This is a genomic window from Streptomyces sp. NPDC111744 (genome assembly GCF_055634995.1).
In genome coordinates this window covers 57,450-75,614 of sequence record NZ_JBVKCG010000019.1, presented here as the reverse complement: position 1 = coordinate 75,614, position 18,165 = coordinate 57,450, and the positions used below count along the sequence as shown (strand labels likewise).

General features: G+C 71.0%; 17 protein-coding genes. 9 read left to right on the top strand and 8 right to left on the bottom strand.

What is annotated here, in order from left to right; all coding sequences use genetic code 11:
* Positions 1-59 precede the first annotated feature (59 nt).
* Together ACZ7OO_RS32870 and ACZ7OO_RS32865 are read left to right on the top strand one after the other, a co-directional pair.
* Positions 60-2,093 carry an NAD(+) synthase gene (locus ACZ7OO_RS32870; protein WP_471510550.1) on the top strand — a complete coding sequence of 678 codons (2,034 nt, stop codon included), beginning with the start codon at positions 60-62 and terminating at the stop codon, positions 2,091-2,093.
* A gap of 408 nt (positions 2,094-2,501) precedes the next feature.
* The gene (locus tag ACZ7OO_RS32865) at positions 2,502-3,098 is read left to right on the top strand and encodes a hypothetical protein (RefSeq protein ID WP_471510408.1); all 597 of its coding nucleotides are present in this window, start codon (positions 2,502-2,504) and stop codon (positions 3,096-3,098) included.
* Positions 3,099-3,138: 40 nt separating this feature from the next.
* Here the strand turns inward: ACZ7OO_RS32865 and ACZ7OO_RS32860 are convergent, their stop codons facing one another.
* Positions 3,139-3,828, bottom strand: a complete 690-nt coding sequence (locus ACZ7OO_RS32860) for a DUF6215 domain-containing protein (protein ID WP_471510406.1) — start codon at positions 3,826-3,828, stop codon at positions 3,139-3,141.
* 189 nt (positions 3,829-4,017) lie between these two features.
* Here ACZ7OO_RS32860 and ACZ7OO_RS32855 point away from each other — a divergent pair, with 189 nt between their 5' ends.
* Both ACZ7OO_RS32855 and ACZ7OO_RS32850 read left to right on the top strand, forming a co-directional pair.
* Positions 4,018-4,731, top strand: coding sequence for an alpha/beta fold hydrolase (locus ACZ7OO_RS32855; RefSeq protein WP_471510404.1), 714 nt, complete (start codon positions 4,018-4,020; stop codon positions 4,729-4,731).
* Positions 4,732-4,787: 56 nt separating this feature from the next.
* A complete protein-coding gene (locus ACZ7OO_RS32850) occupies positions 4,788-6,731 on the top strand; it encodes a glycoside hydrolase family 5 protein (RefSeq protein ID WP_471510403.1) in 1,944 nt (647 codons plus the stop codon).
* Between the two features lie 94 nt (positions 6,732-6,825).
* On the opposite strand, the gene ACZ7OO_RS32845 is transcribed toward ACZ7OO_RS32850, so the two are convergent.
* Both ACZ7OO_RS32845 and ACZ7OO_RS32840 read right to left on the bottom strand, forming a co-directional pair.
* Complete coding sequence (locus ACZ7OO_RS32845) at positions 6,826-7,683, bottom strand: AfsR/SARP family transcriptional regulator (RefSeq protein WP_471510401.1); 858 nt, start codon at positions 7,681-7,683, stop codon at positions 6,826-6,828.
* A gap of 292 nt (positions 7,684-7,975) precedes the next feature.
* Positions 7,976-8,938 (bottom strand): DMT family transporter, encoded by a 963-nt coding sequence (locus ACZ7OO_RS32840; protein ID WP_471510399.1) that lies wholly within the window; start codon positions 8,936-8,938, stop codon positions 7,976-7,978.
* 500 nt (positions 8,939-9,438) lie between these two features.
* Between ACZ7OO_RS32840 and ACZ7OO_RS32835 the strand changes: the two genes are divergently transcribed.
* Together ACZ7OO_RS32835 and ACZ7OO_RS32830 are read left to right on the top strand one after the other, a co-directional pair.
* Positions 9,439-10,710 (top strand): FAD-dependent oxidoreductase, encoded by a 1,272-nt coding sequence (locus ACZ7OO_RS32835; protein WP_471510397.1) that lies wholly within the window; start codon positions 9,439-9,441, stop codon positions 10,708-10,710.
* Positions 10,711-10,760: 50 nt separating this feature from the next.
* Entirely contained in the window at positions 10,761-10,883 is a 123-nt protein-coding gene (locus ACZ7OO_RS32830) for a hypothetical protein (RefSeq protein ID WP_471510395.1), read from the top strand.
* A 196-nt stretch (positions 10,884-11,079) separates the two neighbouring features.
* On the opposite strand, the gene ACZ7OO_RS32825 is transcribed toward ACZ7OO_RS32830, so the two are convergent.
* The 4 genes from ACZ7OO_RS32825 to ACZ7OO_RS32810 form a co-directional block, all read right to left on the bottom strand.
* Entirely contained in the window at positions 11,080-11,694 is a 615-nt protein-coding gene (locus ACZ7OO_RS32825; RefSeq protein ID WP_471510393.1) for a ScbR family autoregulator-binding transcription factor, read from the bottom strand.
* Between the two features lie 215 nt (positions 11,695-11,909).
* A complete protein-coding gene (locus ACZ7OO_RS32820) occupies positions 11,910-12,575 on the bottom strand; it encodes a ScbR family autoregulator-binding transcription factor (protein ID WP_471510391.1) in 666 nt (221 codons plus the stop codon).
* A gap of 142 nt (positions 12,576-12,717) precedes the next feature.
* A complete protein-coding gene (locus ACZ7OO_RS32815; protein WP_352226227.1) occupies positions 12,718-13,491 on the bottom strand; it encodes an SDR family NAD(P)-dependent oxidoreductase in 774 nt (257 codons plus the stop codon).
* Positions 13,488-14,219 carry an HAD family phosphatase gene (locus tag ACZ7OO_RS32810; RefSeq protein ID WP_471510389.1) on the bottom strand — a complete coding sequence of 244 codons (732 nt, stop codon included), beginning with the start codon at positions 14,217-14,219 and terminating at the stop codon, positions 13,488-13,490. Before ACZ7OO_RS32810 ends, ACZ7OO_RS32815 begins: the two co-directional genes overlap by 4 nt.
* 393 nt (positions 14,220-14,612) lie before the next feature.
* Here ACZ7OO_RS32810 and ACZ7OO_RS32805 point away from each other — a divergent pair, with 393 nt between their 5' ends.
* A complete protein-coding gene (locus ACZ7OO_RS32805; RefSeq protein ID WP_471510388.1) occupies positions 14,613-15,566 on the top strand; it encodes a ScbA/BarX family gamma-butyrolactone biosynthesis protein in 954 nt (317 codons plus the stop codon).
* Positions 15,567-15,629: 63 nt separating this feature from the next.
* Here the strand turns inward: ACZ7OO_RS32805 and ACZ7OO_RS32800 are convergent, their stop codons facing one another.
* Positions 15,630-15,938, bottom strand: a complete 309-nt coding sequence (locus ACZ7OO_RS32800) for a lamin tail domain-containing protein (protein ID WP_471510387.1) — start codon at positions 15,936-15,938, stop codon at positions 15,630-15,632.
* A gap of 233 nt (positions 15,939-16,171) precedes the next feature.
* Between ACZ7OO_RS32800 and ACZ7OO_RS32795 the strand changes: the two genes are divergently transcribed.
* The gene (locus ACZ7OO_RS32795; protein ID WP_471510385.1) at positions 16,172-17,509 is read left to right on the top strand and encodes a jacalin-like lectin; all 1,338 of its coding nucleotides are present in this window, start codon (positions 16,172-16,174) and stop codon (positions 17,507-17,509) included.
* Positions 17,510-17,595: 86 nt separating this feature from the next.
* Complete coding sequence (locus ACZ7OO_RS32790) at positions 17,596-18,081, top strand: DUF5990 family protein (protein WP_471510383.1); 486 nt, start codon at positions 17,596-17,598, stop codon at positions 18,079-18,081.
* The last annotated feature ends 84 nt before the right edge of the window (positions 18,082-18,165 follow it).

Here is an 18,165-nt window from a genome sequence, read left to right as displayed (position 1 = left end):
TACGGCGACGCTCTCCGCCCGGCATCCGCACCGTGTCCGTCTCTCCCGAGGAAGCCCCGTTGAACTTCTGGTCGATCTATGAGCATGGCTTCGTGCGTGTCGCCGCGTGCACCGGCCACACCGTCATCGCCGACCCGCGCGCCAACGCCGAGGCGGTCCTGCGCCAGGCCCGCCGCTGCGCCGAGGACGGCGTCGCCGTGGCCGTCTTCCCCGAGCTCGGCCTGACCGGTTACTCCATCGAGGATCTGCTCCTCCAGGACGCCGTGCTCGACCGGGTCGAGGAGGCCCTCGCGACGGTGACGGCCGGTTCGGCCGGGCTGCTCCCGGTCCTCGTCGTCGGCGCCCCGCTGCGCCATCGCAACCGGATCTACAACTGCGCGGTGTTCGTGCACCGCGGCCGGATCCTCGGTGTCGCGCCCAAGTCGTACCCGCCGAACTACCGGGAGTTCTACGAGCGCCGGCAGATCGCCTCGGGCGACGACGAACGGGGCGGCACCATCCGGATCGGCGGCGAGTCCGTGCCGTTCGGGGTCGACCTGCTGTTCGACGCGGAGGACGTTCCCGGTCTCGTAGTGCACGCCGAGATCTGCGAGGACATGTGGGTGCCGGTGCCGCCCAGCGCGGAGGCGGCGCTGGCCGGCGCGACCGTGCTGCTCAACCTCTCGGGCAGCCCGATCACGGTCGGCCGGGCGGAGGACCGCAAGCTGCTGTGCCGCTCGGCGTCGCAGCGCTGTCTCGCCGCGTACGTCTACGCGGCGGCCGGACTCGGCGAGTCCACCACGGACCTGTCCTGGGACGGCCAGACGATGATCTACGAGAATGGCGCACTGCTCGCCGAGACGGACCGGTTCCCGCTGGACGACCAGTACGCGGTGGCCGACGTGGATCTGGACCTGCTGCGCCAGGAGCGGGCCCGGATGGGCTCGTTCGACGACAACCGGCGTACGCACGCGGCACGCACCGGCGGCTTCCGGACCGTGCCCTTCCGGCTGGACCCGCCGACGGCCGACCTGGGCCTGCGCCGCAGGGTCGAACGGTTCCCCTTCGTGCCCGCCGACCCCGACCGGCTCGCCCTGGACTGCTACGAGGCGTACAACATCCAGGTCGCGGCCCTCCAGCAGCGGCTGGCGGCCATCGGCGGCCCGAAGGTGGTCATCGGGGTGTCCGGCGGCCTCGACTCCACCCACGCGCTGATCGTCGCCGCCCGGGCGATGGACCGCGCCGGCCGCCCGCGCAGCGACATCCTGGCCTTCACCCTGCCGGGCTTCGCCACCAGCGACCACACCAAGGGCAACGCCCACAAGCTGATGAGCGCGCTCGGCGTGACCGCGGCCGAGCTGGACATCACGCCGACCGCGCGGCTCATGCTGAAGGAGTTGGGCCACCCGTTCGCGGCCGACGAGCCGGTGTACGACATCACCTTCGAGAACGTGCAGGCCGGGCTGCGCACCGACTACCTCTTCCGGCTCGCCAACCAGCGCGGCGGCATCGTGCTGGGCACCGGTGACCTCTCGGAGCTGGCGCTCGGCTGGTGCACCTACGGCGTCGGCGACCAGATGAGCCACTACAACGTCAACTCGGGTGTGCCGAAGACCCTGATCCAGCATCTGATCCGCTGGGTCATCAGCAGCCGGCAGTTCGACGCGGAGACCGCCAAGACCCTTGCAGCGATCCTCGACACGGAGATCAGCCCCGAGCTGGTGCCGGGCGAGGAACTGCAGTCCACCGAGTCCAAGATCGGCCCGTACTCGCTGCACGACTTCACCCTCTACCAGGTGCTCCGGCACGGGTTCCGGCCCTCGAAGATCGCCTTCCTGGCCTGGCACGCCTGGCACGACCGGGAGGTGGGCGCCTGGCCGCCCGGCTTCCCCGAGGCCGACCGCAAGGCATACGACCTGGCCGCGATCCGGTACTGGCTCGACTACTTCTGCCGTCGCTTCTTCGGCTTCGCCCAGTTCAAGCGCTCGGCCATGCCCAACGGCCCGAAGGTCTCGGCGGGCGGCTCCCTTTCGCCGCGCGGCGACTGGCGCGCCCCGTCGGACAGCTCGGCGAAGGCCTGGCTGCACGATTTGGCGCGTGTCCCGGAGGCGTAGCGAGGCCCGCGATTTGGTGTCCGCCCTGTGGCCACGCTAAGGTCGATCTCGCGCGCGGCACTCCAACTACGGATTACGCGCGATGCGTTGGTGGTCCAAGGAAAGACGCCCCGCTTCCTGCGGGGAAATGCAGGTGCAAGGCCTGCCCGGCGCTCCGTCCGAAGAGCCCCGCCCCCGATCCGTCGGGAGCGGGGCTCTTCGCGTGCACGGCTCTCGACGACGTCCGTACGCACCCTGACGGGCGAACCCCGCACCGACACCCGGAAGGAGCCCAGGAACAGGGCAAAGCGCCTCGTCAGGGGGTCCTTGGCGATCCGGCGGGCAGATCGTGGGCCGGGGCCACCGGTTGCGGCGCCCCGCGTCGCTTCCCACGGTGGGCGCAAGGACAGCAGTCTCGAAAGGAAACCCATGCGCGCCCTAACCTCCCGCGGCCTCCTCATCTCCCCCCTGGTCTGTGCCGCCCTGGTCTTCGGCCCGGCCGCCGCCACCGCTGCCGCCGCCGACGCCGGCCGAGAAGCCTCGGGAACCGGTGTCGCACAGACGGCTCCGCGGCCCGGTACCGATGTCGCCACACTGCTCGCCCGCATCGAAGCGATGGACACGACGCGGTACGACCCCGCCCTGATCCCTCTCCTGCGCACGCTGCCCAACCTGGCCACGGCAGACGGCACTGCCCTCGACCCCGCTCGGGCCGCCGCCTACGCCAAGGAAGTACGGAAGTGGGGCGACGACCTCCAGAAGCGGCTGAGGCAACTGGACGCCACCGGCACCGACCGCTCGGCCCGCGCGGCCGATCCCGTCTCGGACCTGGTAAGCGCAATCCAGGCCGCCCTCAGCAAACTGCTCAGCTCGCTGACCTCCCTCGACCTCGGCGGGGTACTGGGCGCCGTCACCGGGCTGCTCGGGTCCATCATCGGCGCGGTCACCGGCCTCCTCGGCGCCGTACCCGCGCTGCCGTCGCTCGCCGCGGACAGCGACGCGTTGACGATGACCGTCACACCGTGACGACCCGACCCGGGGCGGACCGTTGTTCGCCCCGGGTCGGTCAGTTCCCGTTCCAGCCCGGGACCGCCTGCAACACCTGCTCCGCGACACGCACGAGGGCCGTGTCGTCGGGCGGTACGTCGTCCTGCCGCCAGATCGCGACCTCGAACGTGCCCCTGCCGTCGTCCTTCGCGTGCTTCGAGACCAGCAGGCAGCGCGCCGTACCACCGGGCCCCGTGCTCGCCTTCCCGCCGCCGAGATCGAAGCCGATGGAGATGGTGGGGCTGGAGTAGAGCACGGCAGGGTGCCCCAGGACGGTCGTCTCGCGCGCGTCGCCCATCAGGTCGCCCGTCTCGGCGACGGACAGGTCGTCGTAAGACGCCGACAGCTTCACGGAGTACGTCTTCAGGGTCACCGTCGCATCGGGATCGGCGATCTTCGTGCCTCCGGCGAGCGTGATCCAGTCCCCGCTGCCGCTGGCGGTCTCGACCTGTTCCTGCGGTGTCCCCAGCAGGGCGGGAAGGTCCGGGCGGTTCAGCGACCTGCACAACCGTGCGCCCGAGACATAGCGGGCCGGCAGCCGGTCGGTCGACTTCGAGCAGGCCGCCGGTCCACTGCTCGTGTCCTGCTGGTGGACGAACGCCTTCTGAGCCCACAGCACGCCCACGACGCCGAGGAACACGGCCACCGCCGCGATCGCCTGGACCACCGGTCTGCCGTCCTTCTCGGGCTCGCCGGAACCTTCGGTCATGTCCCCCACCCCCGCTGTGCATCCCCTGTGCGCCCGTGGAGCCTAACTGATGTTCACCGCACGGGTGTTCACGTGGATGGCACGGGTGTTCACGTGGATGGCACGGGCCGCTCAGCCCCTCTCGGTGGCTGTGGCTTCCCCCGCCGGTGTTTGATGGCGGCAGCATGCTCCAGGCCGGAGGAAGCAGAGGTGGACACGGTGGCCGACGGACGGGTCGTCGAGGCGGGCAGGAGCGCCCTGGTGGTGCGTCGCGCACCGCGGGACCGGGCGCGCGCGGCGGTGCTGGTCCTGCACGGCGGGCAGGAGATCGGGCGCCGGCCGGCGCGCCCCTGGCAGTCGGCGGCGCTGCGTATGCGCCCCTTCCTGAGCGCCGCCGCGTCGGTCTCCTCGCCCCGTGACGTACTGGTCGGCCAGGTGCGCTACCGGTACCGCGGCTGGAACGACGCCGCCGACCCGCTCCAGGACACCCTGCGCGCCCTCGACGAGGTGCGCGGCCGGGCCGGGGACGTGTCCGTGGTGCTGGTCGGCCACTCGATGGGTGGTCGGGCGGCGCTGCGCGCGGCGGCACATCCCTCGGTGCGCGGTGTGGTCGCGCTGGCGCCCTGGTGCCCGCCCGGCGACCCCGTGGACGATCTCACCGGGACGCGGATCGTCGTCCTGCACGGCGACCGCGACCGGGTCACCGAACCCACCGAGTCGGCCGCGTACATACGGCAGGCCCGGGAGGCCGGTGCGCAGGCCGGAATGGTGCTGCTCAGGGGTGGAGACCACGCGATGCTCCGCCGCAGCCACGACTGGCACCGGGCCTCGGCCGCCGCCATCCGCCGACTGCTGCGCCCCGAACGTGATCTCGAGGGCTGGACGGCCGAGGCCTGCGGGGCCGAGGAGCCGCTTCTCCGTTGACGCGCGCCCTGATAAAGTGCCGCGCCCCCACGCGGCATCCACTCCGAGGACGGCTGATGTCGATCACGAAGTCGATCAACTTTGTCACGTACCTGACAGTGACGCTGATGGTGCTCGCCCTGTCCGGCACCGCCCCGGCGACCGCCGCGCCGCGGTCCGCCGCCCCGGCGGCCACCGCGTCCCGACTCACCGCCGCGGCACCGGCCGTATCCACCACGGGCACCTGGCAGCCGCCGCTGTCCACCCGGGGCCGTTACATCGTCGACGCCGCCGGGAACCGCTTCCGCCTGCGGGCCGCCAACTGGGACGGCGCCCAGGGATCCTGGACCGGGAGCGGCAGCATCACGGACCCCGCCAACCACCACGCCGGCCAGGACTCCTACGGCATCCCCCTCGGCCTGGACCGCGCCACCCTCCCCCAGCTGATGTCGGACTTCCAGGCGCTCGGCATCAACAGCGTCCGGCTGCCGTTCTCGAACGAGATGATCCATACGACGGCCCCGGTACCGGACGCCGCGGTCACGGCGAATCCGCAGTTGCGCGGAAGGACCCCGCTGGAGGTCTACGACGCCGTCGTGGCCGCCCTGACCGGCGCGGGCTTCGCCGTCATCCTCAACAACCACACCAACACCTCCCGTTGGTGCTGTGGCGTCGACGGCAACGAGCGGTGGAACAGCAGCCAGTCGACGCAGCAGTGGGCGGACGACTGGGTCTTCATGGCCCGCCGTTACGCGGCGAACTCCCGGGTCGTGGGCGCCGATCTCTACAACGAGGTACGCCGTGACGTTCTGGACGACCCCAACTGGGGCCTGGGCGACGACCACGACTGGTACGCCGCCGCCCAGCTCGCCGCGGACCGCATCCTCACCGAGGCCGATCCGAACCTGCTCATCGTCATCGAGGGCATCAACTGGACCGGACTGCCGGTGGACGGCCTCCCGCACGACCGCCCCACCCTCACCCCCGTCCGCACCCTCTCCCACACCCTCGTGGACGCCCACAAGCTGGTGTACTCCGCCCACTTCTACGGTTATACGGGCCCCCGGCACAGCGGCGCCACCGGCATCGGCGAGACCAGCGACCCCCGCTACCAGGACCTGACCCGCGACCAGCTGTACCAGGTCCTCGCCGACCAGGCCTTCTCCGTCACCACCGAGGGCAAGCACTACACCGCGCCCGTGTGGATCAGCGAGTTCGGAATCGGCGCCGGCGAGACGGGGACGGCCGCCCGCGCCTGGTTCGGCAACATCACCGACTACTTCGCCGACCACGACACCGACTTCGCCTACTGGCCGCTGGTCGGCTGGGAGGGCCACGACGACTGGGCGCTGCTGCGTTACGACACCGACGGGCACCGGTACGGCCTCCTCGACGGCGGGGACTGGCGGGCCACCGCGTGGGACCACCTCATGAACGCCCCGAGCCGCACCGGCCCCATCGCGCCGGGGACGACCTGGCGGATGCTGGCCACGGATCACGGCGACGCCGTGCAGTCCCTTCGGGTGCGCGCCGGCGGTGACTGGGACTCCGGCGCCTACAAGGCGGTCTGCCCCGACGGGTTGCGGCTGATCGGCCTCGGCCACTCCGGCGGTCGTGGCCTGTGCACCGACGCGGCCACCGGGGATCTACGGACCGCGGGCAACGCACAGACGGTGGTCACGGACGAACGGCATGTTCCGGCGGGCGTCGACTGGGCCTCCGGCTACACCAAACTCCAGTGCCCGGCGGGCCAGTTCGTGATCGGCTACAGCCGTCGCGGGGAGCGGGTGTCGGCGGTGCTGTGCGTGCCGTCCACCACGGCGCTGGGTGCGGGCGGAAGGACCCTGTGGTTCGACCGGTCCGACAACCGCCCCGCCGACAGCGCGGGCGACGACTTCGCCTACGGCGCCTACAAGGGCCAGTGCGCCGCCGACGAGTACATCGCCGGGGTCGCCTTCACAACCCGCGTGGGCAGCGCACAAGGACCGGCCGCCCTGCGGTGCCTCACACTGCACCCCTGATCGCGGCCGTCGACCGCGGACCGACCCGGTCGGCCGCCTCGTGTCCGGACGCCGCAACGGCCGGTGGGCCTTCCGCCCGGCCGGTGAGGCCACGTCAGGGAACGCCGGCCAGTCCCCCGCTCTGGACCGGTGCGGCCAGTTCGTCGTGGTGCGTCGGGGGGCCGGGGGTCTCGGCGGTGGCCGTGAGGATGGACTGCTGGAGGCGGCGCAGTCGTGCCGAGGGCTCCAGGCCGAGGTCTCTGACGAGGAGGGTGCGCAGTTGCTGGTAGACGTGGAGTGCCTCGCCGCGCCGGCCCGAGCGGTAGAGGGCGAGCATGAACTGGGCGTGCAGGTTCTCGTGGGTGCGGTAGCGGCTGGTCAGGACGGTGAGCTCGGCGAGCAGTTCGCGGTGCCGGCCGAGCCGCAGATCGGCCTCGATGCGCTGGTCCAGAGCGCACAGCCGGCTCTCCTCCAGCCGCCGTGCCTCCATGGCCAGATGGGCTCCGGTGTGGACGTCGGCGAAGGGCGGCCCGGTCCACAGGTCCAGCGCCTGGCGCAGCGTGCGGGAGGCGCCCGCGAGGTTCTCGTCGTCCATGGCCCGGCAGCCCAGTTCACGGAGCCGTTCGAACTCCCGGATGTCGCTGCCGCCGCCTCCGGTGGCGAGCAGGTAGCCACCGGGCAGGGTGGTGAGGACGTCCTTTGCGGACGGCGCGCCCGCACTCCCGGGACCGGCGCCCTGGCGCAGTGCCGTCGCGATGTGCTCCCTGAGCTGGAGCACATAGGTCTGCAGGGTGGTGCGGGCGCTGCGCGGTGGGGCGCCCGCCCAGAGTTCCTCGATGAGGGTGGGGACGGGCACCACCTGGTCGGCGCGCAGTGCCAGCAGGGCCAGCACCTGCCGGGGCTTCGGCGCGGTCGGGGCGATGGAGACCCCGTTCTCCCGCACATTCAGTGCACCCAGCAGCCCGATGTCCACTCGCGTCTCCCTGGTCCTCTCACCTGACACCCCGCCAGTAAAAAACAGCACAACCGGTCTGTCAACAAACCATCCGGCAGACTCACTTGGGTGAGCGGTCGCAGGGCGCCGCACCGCCCTGAGGAATCCCGAAAGGACTGCTCTGTGCTGCCGTTTCGTCGGCCACGGGGGACGGGCGGCCACCGACCCGATGGCTCGGCCCGGGCGGAGAGCCGTAAGGAATCCCGACTCGAAGAACATCCCGAACGACGCCATCCGGTCGGTTACTCGACCGGGGAGCAGGTCAGCACTCTCAACCTCGGGAACCGGTGGGGAGGGTGAGGAAGACGATCCCCAGCGCCAGTACCGCCAGTCCGGACCAGGAGACGGCCGGCAGGCGCTCGCCCAGGGCGGCGACTCCCAGGACGGCGGCCACCGCCGGCTCGACCAGGGTCAGTGTCGTCGCGATCTGCGCGGTGGTGTGCCGCAGGCCGTATCCGAAGAGCCCGTAGCAGAGGAAGGTGGTGACCGCCCCGAGGTACAGGACGACCAGCGCGCCACGCGGCGTCAGCAGCCACGGCCCGGCGCTCCACAGCAGCACGGGCAGCACGAGCAGTGCCGCTCTCCCGAACATCACGCCCATCACCGGGCCGGAGGCATGGCCGCGGGCGATGAGCCGGCCGCCGACGAGGGCGTAGCCGGCGTACGACAGCCCCGCGAGCCCTGCCAGCAGGACGCCGACGGCGTCCACGGGGGCGCCGTCGCCGGTCACCTCGGGTCCGAGGACGAGCACCGTGCAGCCCAGGACGGCCGCGCCGGTCGCGATCGCCCCGCGGGCCGTGGGCCGGGACTGGCGGGTGAGCCGGCCGAGGAGGCCTGCGAAGACGGGCGCGCCGCCGAGTGCGACCACGGTGGCCACGGCGACGCCGGTGCGTGCCACGGCGGGGTAGAAGGTGAGCGGATATCCGGCCACCGCGAGGGCGCCGATGAGCAGCAGCCGGCGTTCGCCGCCGGTGCAGGCCCTGGGCAGGGAGCGGACGCCCGGTGCGGTCAGGAACAGCAGGAGGCCGCCGAGGACCAGGCCGGCGGCGCCGATGGCGGCGGCCGGCGCTCCGGCGGGAGCCAGCGAACCGACGGTCCCGGTGGTGCCCCACAGTACGGCGGCCGTGAGGATCGGGAACGGTCCCGCGAGCACCCCGGCCGCGCGGGGGCGTGGACGCGCGGCGGTCGCGTCGGTGAAGGGCTGGGAGGACTGGGATGAGGTGTCGTTCGGCACAGTCGTGAACTTCCGTCGTCGAATACCGTCTGCGGACTGGTTTCGGAACGGGCGCACGACACAGGCCCCGGGCGTCTTCGAAGGCAGGGCCGGGAGCGTGGGTTCAAGCCGTCAGCGGGTGCGCCCGTCAGGCGCAGAGCGGCGGCAGAGCGACGTGCCAGTAGGTGTTCACACGGCGATGCTACCGGGCTGGCCAGGGGCGCGTTCGGGAGGCCCGCGGAGAGTGGGACCGCGTGCACAACCGCTGCCGCCGACCGATCCTGTCGGATCCGTGATCGTCGGCAGCCGTCCGCCATACGTCGAGGACATGGTTGGGTGCGCTTGTCGTATGGTTCGACCAAGTTTTGGCCAACGTGCGTGGATATCGTTTCCGGGATCGGTCTCGTGGGAGAGACTCACCCGCAGAGGGGGGACGAGCACGGCCGTGTCACGCCGGGCGTGCCATCCCGCAGTGTCGCGCCGCCCTGGGGAAGGCGGCGAGCAGACCAGCGGAGGGAACCATGAAGCAGTCGCTTCCGGGGCAACGCCCTGCCCACGAGCAGGCGTTCGCCGGGCGCGTACGGCCACCGGTCGTCGTGATCGGTGCCGGGCCGTACGGACTGTCGGTGGCCGCCCACTTGCGGGCGGCGGGGGCGCCGGTCCGCGTCTTCGGCGATGTGATGGGCAGCTGGCGGCATGCCATGGCCACCGGGATGTTCCTGAAGTCGACACCGGCCGCCACCGACCTGTCGGCGCCCGCGCCGGGCGGCCGGCTGGCGGACTTCCGGCGTGAGCACGGCGAGCCGGAGCTGACCGAGCTGACCCCGATCCCGTGCGATGTCTTCGTACGGTACGGGCAGTGGTTCCAGAAGCGGTACGTCGGTGAGGTGGAACCGGCGCGGGTGACGGCGGTCGAGCGGCCGTCGTCCGGGGCCGGTTTCGTGGTCCGGGCGGACGACGGGCAGGAGATGGCGGCCTCGGCCGTCGTGGTGGCGACCGGTCTGAACGGACTCGCCCATGTCCCGGACGAGTTGCGGCACCTCGCGCCCGAGGGGCCGGGCCCCCGGGCGCCGGTGTCGCACACCAGCCACCACACCGATCTGTCCGCGTACGCGGGCCGGCGGGTGGCGGTCATCGGCGGTGGCCAGTCCGCGCTGGAGAGTGCCGCGCTGCTGCACGAGGCGGGCGCCGAGGCGCAGGTTCTGGTGCGCGAGCGGCAGGTGCTGTGGGGCATGCCCCCGGACCTGGCCAGGCCCTGGACGCAGCGGCTGGCCAAGCCGGCCTCGCCACTGGGCACGGGCTGGATCCTCGCCGGGGTCTGCGCGGCACCGGGCGGTGTGCGGTGGTTTCCGGCGACGGCCCGGCTGCTGCTGTTCCGGCGGGCGCTCGGCCCCTCGGGCGGCTGGTGGCTGCGGGAGCGGGTGGTGGGTGTCGTACCGGTGCACACCTCGCGCCGGGTCACCGGTGCCGTGCTCTCCGGGCCGGCGGTGCGCCTGGATGTCGCCGGTCCCGGAGGCGAGCGCGAGTCCCTCACCGTCGACCACGTGCTGGCGGCCACCGGTTACCGGCTGGACCTGGACGCCCTGCCCTTCCTGTCCCCCACGGTGCGTCGCGCGGTGGCGTGTGTGCCGGGATCAAGGGCTCCCGCGCTGCGGGGCACGTTCGAGTCGTCGGTGCCGGGGCTGTACTTCACGGGCTCGCTCGCGGCGCCGATGTTCGGGCCGATGATGCGGTTCGTGGCGGGCACGGAGTTCGCGGCCGTCCGGATCGCCCGGCACATCGGAACCCCCTGAGCAGGGGAATTCGGTTGCGACGAGGCCGGTGAGCCCCCTGAGCTGTTTCCATGGACGGTGTCACGGAGCAGGTGCGGCGGGCGAGGGCGGGCGACGACCGCGTGCGCCCGGGGCGACCGGCTCCGTGGCACGGGCCGGCGCTCCTCGCCGCCCTGATGCTGGCGAGCACCTGACGCGGCTTGGGCGCGGTCGGGGTGATGGAGACGCCGCCTCGCGCACGTCGAGCGTGCCGAGAATGCCGATGTCCACGCCGTCCCCCTGCCGTCCGCCATTGGGTGCTCCGAGGCGAGTCCCGGGCACCCGAGTCAAAACGGCATGGGCGGTTTGTCAAACCGAACACCGGCGGCTTTGGCGGCCCTTGACCTGGAGTCAGGAATCCGAGAGTGCGGCGCCCACGAACTCGCCGTTGTGGACAACGAGTTGAGGAAGCACCAGTGACCAGAACTGCTCGACGTGCTGGGGCGAGATCCGGTCACGGTCCGCCGCGCCGAGCACCTCGAACCCGACCGTCGCGGCCACTATCACCGCGGCGACCCGGTCCGGTGACACCCCCTCGGCCAACTCCCCTTGACGCTGGGCCCGCACCAGTTGTTCGCACACCCAGGTACGCCACCAGCAGCCGAAGCCCATGCCGTTCTTGCGGGAGGGATCGACGCTCAGCTTGAAACCCGCACGGACGACGACGTCGGTGGCGACCGTGACCAGCAGTTGCCGGGTGACCGTGATCAGCAGATGCAGTGCGGAGGCGGCCGCCGGCCGCCGGTCGGTCACCATTTGCTCGATGGTGCGCCGGGCCGCGCCCTCCACCTCGACCGCGAGGGCGTCCTTGCTGGGAAAGTGGAAGTGCAGCGCTCCGGCGCTCACTCCCGCCCGACGGCTGATCGCGGGCAGCGACGACAGCGCATAGCCGTCGTCGGCGAAGATCTCGGCTGCGGCATGAACGAGGGCCTGGCGGGTTCGGGCCGCCCGGAGTTGCTTGACCATCGCGTCCCCCTGTTGATCCGGGCGAATGCGGAATTGGACGGTCCGATTCCCCCTGGGCCTGCAACATTGCGATTCGAGAACCCTAGCAAACAGCACGATTGGTAGGTTTGCCAGAGTCCGGGGTGTGGGCGGAGGACCTTGGTGGCCCTCCCGCATCATCGGGAGCACAGCGCTCCCGTACAACAAACCAGGCAGGTGGTTTGGTCCGAGACGGGTCAGGCCTCGGTGGCCACCAGCGATTCCTGCCGCCTGCGCTCGACTTCCTGGACGACCCGGGCGCCCCGGTCGGGCGCGGTGTCCAGCCGGATCAGGGCCGCGGGTGTGGCTATGGCCGGCAGTACGTGGTTGTAGAGGACGGAGATACGGTCGTTGAGATCCGTCCAGTCGGAGACCACCTCGGACATGAACTGGGTCCCGATCCAGGCCCCGAGGAAGCACTCCGCGGTCTCCTGGGGTGTGACATGCGGCAGCACCTCGCCGCGTTCCTTGGCCTCCACCAGCTTCTCGGTCACCACCTCGGTCCAGGCGGGCCAGGCGCTGCCGAACAGCGAACGCCCCTGGAGGTCGGCCGACAGCCGTATACCGGCGAGCAGGATGACCTCCTTGGGGATGCGGTGGGCCAGCGTCATGCCGATGTCCACCCACTCCTGGAGCTTCAGCTCGCGCGGTACCCAGTAGTCGTCGCTGATCTGGGCGTTGATCACGCCTCGCGCGAGGGCTTCCTTGGAGTCGAAGTGGAAGTACAGGGCCCCCTTGGTCACTCCGGCCCGCTCGAGGATCTCGGCGATCGTCGCCGCCGTGTATCCGCGCTCGGCGAAGACCGCGGCGGCGGCCTCGACAACAGCGCGTCGGGTCCGAATCGCACGCTCCTGACGCGCCATGGGGACCCCTCCTCGGTCAAAACAAAACCGGACGTGACGTACCTTACCCCAATCGGGGGTCGGTATTTCGGCCGCAGAGGGCCGATTCCCGGCCGGTCCCGCGTCGCCGCAGGGGCGTCGGCGCGGGGATCCGTCGGGCAGTTCACCAGGCGGTGCGTCCGCCGTCCACGGTAAGTGTGGCACCCGTGACGAAGCTCGCTCTGTCGCTGCACAGCCAGGCGGCGGCCTCCGCGACCTCCTCGGGGTCGGCGGCGCGTGCCTGCGGGGCGGAGCGGTAGGCCCGCGCCTCGTTCTCGGGCGACTTGGCGAACCAGTCGTCGATCATCTCGGAGCGGGTCAGGCCCGGGGCGATGGCGTTCACGCGGATGTGGTGCGGGGCGTACTCGACGGCGGCGGCCTTGGTCAGTCCGATCACCGCGTGCTTGGAGGCGATGTAGGGCGCTGCCGTCGAGGAGGCGACCAGGCCGCCCACGCTGCTGGTGTTGACGATCGAGCCGCCCCCGGTCTCGAGCATGGCCGTGATCTCGTGGCGCAGGCAGTTCCACACGCCCCGCACGTTGGTCTCGGTGACCCGCTCGTAGTCGGCGTCGTCGATGAGGTGCATCGGGGTCTTCGGCAGCGCGACGCCGGCGTTGTTGAAGGCGGCGTCGAGACGGCCGTAGCGCCCGACGGCGAACTCGACGGTCCGGCGGACCTCTTCCCCGTCGCGCACGTCCAGGGTGCGGTGGCTCGCCTCGGCGCCCTTGGCGCGCAGTTCCTCGGCGAGGTCCCGCAGCTTGTCCTCGCGGCGGGCGGTCAGGACGACGGTGGCGCCCTGCCGGGCGAACACCCGGGCGGCGGCCGCCCCGATACCGCTGCTGGCGCCGGTGATGAGGGCGACCCTGCCCGCCAGTACGGCTCCTTCTGCTGTGGTCACCTGGTCACCTCACGGGCGGTGGAAAGGGAGTCGGCATCATGCCAGAAGACGCTGAGCCCGGCCTCCTGATCGAGGGTGCGCAGGCGCTCTTCGTCGATCTCGGCGAGACCGCCGACCAGGTGCCGGACGCCGAGTTCGCGCATCAGCTCGCGCTGGAAGCCGTGCTCGAAGGTGCTGGGGTGGCCGACGAACGGCACGTCCAGCTCCTTGGCGTGACCGGCGAAGCGGGCCACGTCGTCGATGAAGAGGACCTGGTGGTGGTCGAGGCCGAAGTGGTCCTCGACAATCTCCCGGATGCCGGGGCGGAAGTCGTTGGTACAGATGTAGTGGGGGGCGGTGAACAACTGCTCCCAGGCGCCGAGGTGGCGGCGGAAGTGGTCCTCGTCCAGGCCTCCGTAGCAGATGACGTCGAGGCCCGCGGCGCGCAGCCGGTGCAGGAGTTCCTCGGCGCCGTCGAGGGTGTGGACGGGATGGGCGCGCAGGTAGTCCTCGCGTTCGGCGAAGTAGTCGGCGATGGCCTCCTGCTCGCTCACCTCGGCTCCGGTCTCCTCCAGCAGCACCCGGGCGGCGGCGAGGCGGGACTGGGAGAAGAGCCGCTGCTCCAGTTCCCGGGTGTACTCACCGCCGTACTTGAGGACGAGGCGGTGCAGGACCGGGCTGAAGCTGTCGTTGAGCAGGACGCCGTCGATGTTGACGGCGGCGAGGCGCAGGGTGCGCAGTGGTTCCATCGGGTCTCCCTCTCGCAGGCCGTTCAACATCATGCAGTGGCTGTCGGGACCGGGGGCGACTCGGGTGGGCCGGCGGGCGGCGAACTCCCCCAGGGAGATGGCCGAAAGAGACCGCTATACAGGTTTTACTGAGTCGGGCCCGGCACGTCACCCACCGATAACCAGCCGCCGAGATCTGCCCGTTAGTCCGTTTTTCGCCGTGCCTTCGACTTGATTGAGCGCGAAAATACTTGGCCAAACCACCACTCAGCGGAGTCATGCATGGATCGAGTCCCACCACGCTTGGCGAATCCTTTACCTTGTGGCCGACCCGAGAAAACCGGTAGGTCCGTATCTTATAGGCGTCGAACAGAGCTTCAAGCCAACGAAGAGCTTTCCGACGGGGGGTTGTCGATGAGCCTGTCCGCCAGCGAGATCGGAGTCGGCCTGCCAGCACTGCCCCGGCTGACCACCACGGTCCCCAAGGAGTACGTCCACCGGGCGTCCCTGGCCGAGGTGTTCCTCACCGGCTGCACCGCGCAGGACGACGGGCTGCGGTTCTCCCTCACCGGACAGTGGCCACGCGCCCACACCTTCTTCAACAGTGCCGACGGCTCGAGTCACGATCCGCTACAGGCCGCAGAGACGTTTCGGCAGGCCGGCATGTTCGTGACGCACGCGGAACACGGGGTACCGCTCGGCCATCACTTCGTGCTGTGGTCACTCAGCTGCCACACCGATCTGGAGCAGTTGCGGATCGGCTCCCGGCCGACCGACTTCGACCTTGAGGTGGCGTGCCCGGACACCGCCGCGCGAGGCAGGGCGTCCGCGCGCCGGATGGGCATAGGGTTCGCGCTGCGCCGGGACGGCCGGACCGTGGCCCACGGAGACGGGCTGTACTCCATCGTCACGCCGTCCGTCTACGCGCGGCTGCGGGCCAACCGGCCCGGTAAACAGGTGACTTCGGCGGAGGCGGTGGTCGCGGCCGACCCGATGCCGCCGTCCGCCGTGGGCCGCACCTCCCCCGCGGACGTGGTGCTGACGCCCACGGACACGCCCGGCCGGTGGCTGCTCACCCCGGACCTGGACCATCCGATCCTGTTCGACCACGACGGCGACCATCTGCCCGGCATGGTCCTGCTGGAGGGTGCCCGCCAGGCCGCCTGCGCCCGGCTTGCACCCCGTGCGCTGATACCGGCGAGCACGTCCACGACCTTCGACCGCTACGTCGAACTCGACAGCCCGTGCTGGGTCGACGTCACCGAGGTGACTCCCGGCGGCGACGGCACAGTGACCGTGGAGGTCGTCGGCCGGCAGGGCGGCGAGACCGTCTTCACCTCCACCGTGCACGGCCCCGTCGTCGGCTGAACGCGACACGAGACGGCCGCGGCCGGGTCCCGGACCGGGACCCGGCCGGGGCCGTCGGGCTCGTCAGTGCCGGTGAGCGAGGGCGTGCCGGCGGTCGGCGTCACGGCGGTGTTGCGGGCCCCAGGAGGCGGAGTCGACATAGTGCCCGTGGTCGTTGCGCAGGGTGGCGGTGTCGCTGTCGTGGCCCCACACGGACTGACGGCGGTCCTGGTAGAGGTCCGTCATGGTGTCCCGGCCCTGCCCGGCGTGGACGCGGACCGTGGCACGGCCCGCAAGCCGGTAGTGACGGAAGGTGTAGCTGTGGCCGTCGGCGTCCGACAGAGTCCAGCCGCTGAGGTTCACGTCACGGCGGGAGGTGTTGGTGACGTCCACCCACTCCCGGTTCAGGGCGCGGCCCGAGAAGACCGCGCGGCCCTGCAGGTCATGCTGACAGTCAGCGGCCGACCGGTGCCGCCGACAGAAGTTGATCTTCTGGTCGTCATATGCAATTCCCCGATTGGTTGGCCGTTACGGGGGCGGGGGAAAGCGTTTGCCGTTACGTTTTGGATTGCCTTTTTGGCATGCCCACACCCTTTCAGCGACACCTCCCCGTAGGAGACACCCCCATGCGCAGACTCGTTGCCTGCCTGGCGGCCGCGGTCGCCGCCCTCGGCGGGCTCACGGCGACGGCCACTCCGGCCGCGGCGGCCGGCTCCGGCACGTTCAACGTGCTCACGTACAACGTCGCCGGGCTTCCGGAGTCGCTGTCGAGCGCATCCACACCGCGCGACACCAGCACCACCGAGATCGGCAAGCGGATCGCGCCGTATGACATCGTCAACGTCCAGGAGGACTTCAACTACCACGCGTACCTGTACTCCACGGACACCCACCTGTACCGCACCGCGACCAGCGGTGGCGCGGGTATCGGCAGCGGCCTCAACACCGTCTCCAACTACGCCTGGGACGGCGACGACTTCGAGCGCGTCGGCTGGAACTCCTGCCAGATCGACTCCGGCGACTGCCTGACGCCCAAGGGCTTCACCTTCATGCGTGAGCGGCTCGCCGAGGGCGTCTACGTCGACTTCTACAACCTGCACACCAACGCAGGTACGAACGACGGCGACGAGGCCTCCCGGGCCGACAACCTCAGCCAGCTGACGTCGTTCATCAGCACCCACTCGGCCGGGAACGCCGTCGTGGTCATGGGTGACACCAACACCCGTTACACCCGCTCCGCCGACACCATCGCGGAGTTCGCCTCCAACAACGGGCTGACCGATGCCTGGGTCCAGCTGATCCGCGGCGGCAGCGCGCCGGCCAAGGGCAGCGACACCCTGCTCTGCGACCAGACCGGGGCCACTGTGCCCAACACCTGCGAGGTCGTCGACAAGGTCCTGTACCGCAGCAGCAAGCTGGTGACCCTGAACGCGACCTCGTACAACAACGAGCACGCCAAGTTCCTCAACGACGCCGGTCTGATGCTCTCCGACCACGACCCGATCACGGTCGGCTTCTCCTGGTCGAAGAACCCGGACTTCCAGCTCAGCGACCAGTTCGGCGGTCCGCACGGCGACTACTACCAGGACCTTCCGAGCGTCCCGGCCGCCGCCCGCGCCACCAGCATCTCGCTGCGCTCCGGCTCCCGCGTCGACCAGGTCGGCATCACCCTGGGCAACGGCACCACGCTGACCCACGGCGGCACCGGCGGAACGGCGTCCTCACTGACGCTGGGCAGCACCGAGTACGTGACCACGGCGTACCTGTGCGAGGGCAAGTACAACAACACCACCCGCATCTTCTACGCCAAGTTCACCACCAACCTGGGCCACACCCTCGCCGGTGGTACGACGACCTCGGACTGCGTGACCCGCACCGCCCCGTCGGGCTGGCAGATCGCCGGCTTCCACGGCCGCTCCGGTGACGAGCTGGACAAGGTCGGGTTCATCTACACCAAGCGCTGACCGCGCCCGGCAGGCCGGCGAACGTCACCAACGGTTCGCCGGCCTGCCCTACGGGGCGGGCGGGTCCGTCGGTGATGATGGCCGGTATGCACATCCGCATCGACGCGACCGACCTGCCCGGACGGTCCTGCCCGGCGCCCGGGGACAGCGGTTTCTCCGAGTACGACGGCATCCATGTGGCCGTACAGCGCCGGAACCGTCCCATCGAACTGCTCGACCCGCAGCCGGGTGACGCCGTCTGCGCGACCTGGACTCTGCCCTGCACCCCGGCGGTCACGGCCACCGGGGTCGACTTCAAGGGCCCTTACGTCCAGGGCGGTCCGGGCGGCCGGTTCGTATACCTGTCCTGGGGGACCGTGGACGCCGACGGCGGCTTCACGATGTTCCGCCGGGCCAAGCTGCTCCTCGACGCCGTCCCGGACCCGGTGGCCGAGGCGGCGGTGCGGGACGGCCTGCTGGTCGGCAGGCTCGGCCTGACCGACGCCCGTGGCATGCCCCGCTGTGCACGTGTCGTACCGCCGGTCGTCGTCTGGAGTGCCGGGAGCGATCCGCGGCCGCAGGCCGTGCGGTAGTCGGCGAGGGCGGTCGCGAGGGGAGCGGGCGCCCAGGTGCCCGTCCGGGCGTACGACGAAGCCGGCGGGACCGCCGGGGCGGTA

Bases quoted from the DNA above. Each gene is read 5' to 3' on its own strand.
- ACZ7OO_RS32865 (WP_471510408.1), top strand. From the start codon at position 2,502: ATGCGCGCCCTAACCTCCCGCGGCCTCCTCATCTCCCCCCTGGTCTGT.
- ACZ7OO_RS32795 (WP_471510385.1), top strand. From the start codon at position 16,172: ATGCGCAGACTCGTTGCCTGCCTGGCGGCCGCGGTCGCCGCCCTCGGC.
- ACZ7OO_RS32850 (WP_471510403.1), top strand. From the start codon at position 4,788: ATGTCGATCACGAAGTCGATCAACTTTGTCACGTACCTGACAGTGACG.
- ACZ7OO_RS32810 (WP_471510389.1), bottom strand. From the start codon at position 14,219: ATGGAACCACTGCGCACCCTGCGCCTCGCCGCCGTCAACATCGACGGC.
- ACZ7OO_RS32860 (WP_471510406.1), bottom strand. From the start codon at position 3,828: ATGACCGAAGGTTCCGGCGAGCCCGAGAAGGACGGCAGACCGGTGGTC.
- ACZ7OO_RS32830 (WP_471510395.1), top strand. From the start codon at position 10,761: ATGGACGGTGTCACGGAGCAGGTGCGGCGGGCGAGGGCGGGCGACGAC.
- ACZ7OO_RS32835 (WP_471510397.1), top strand. From the start codon at position 9,439: ATGAAGCAGTCGCTTCCGGGGCAACGCCCTGCCCACGAGCAGGCGTTC.
- ACZ7OO_RS32790 (WP_471510383.1), top strand. From the start codon at position 17,596: ATGCACATCCGCATCGACGCGACCGACCTGCCCGGACGGTCCTGCCCG.
- ACZ7OO_RS32825 (WP_471510393.1), bottom strand. From the start codon at position 11,694: ATGGTCAAGCAACTCCGGGCGGCCCGAACCCGCCAGGCCCTCGTTCAT.
- ACZ7OO_RS32820 (WP_471510391.1), bottom strand. From the start codon at position 12,575: ATGGCGCGTCAGGAGCGTGCGATTCGGACCCGACGCGCTGTTGTCGAG.
- ACZ7OO_RS32805 (WP_471510388.1), top strand. From the start codon at position 14,613: ATGAGCCTGTCCGCCAGCGAGATCGGAGTCGGCCTGCCAGCACTGCCC.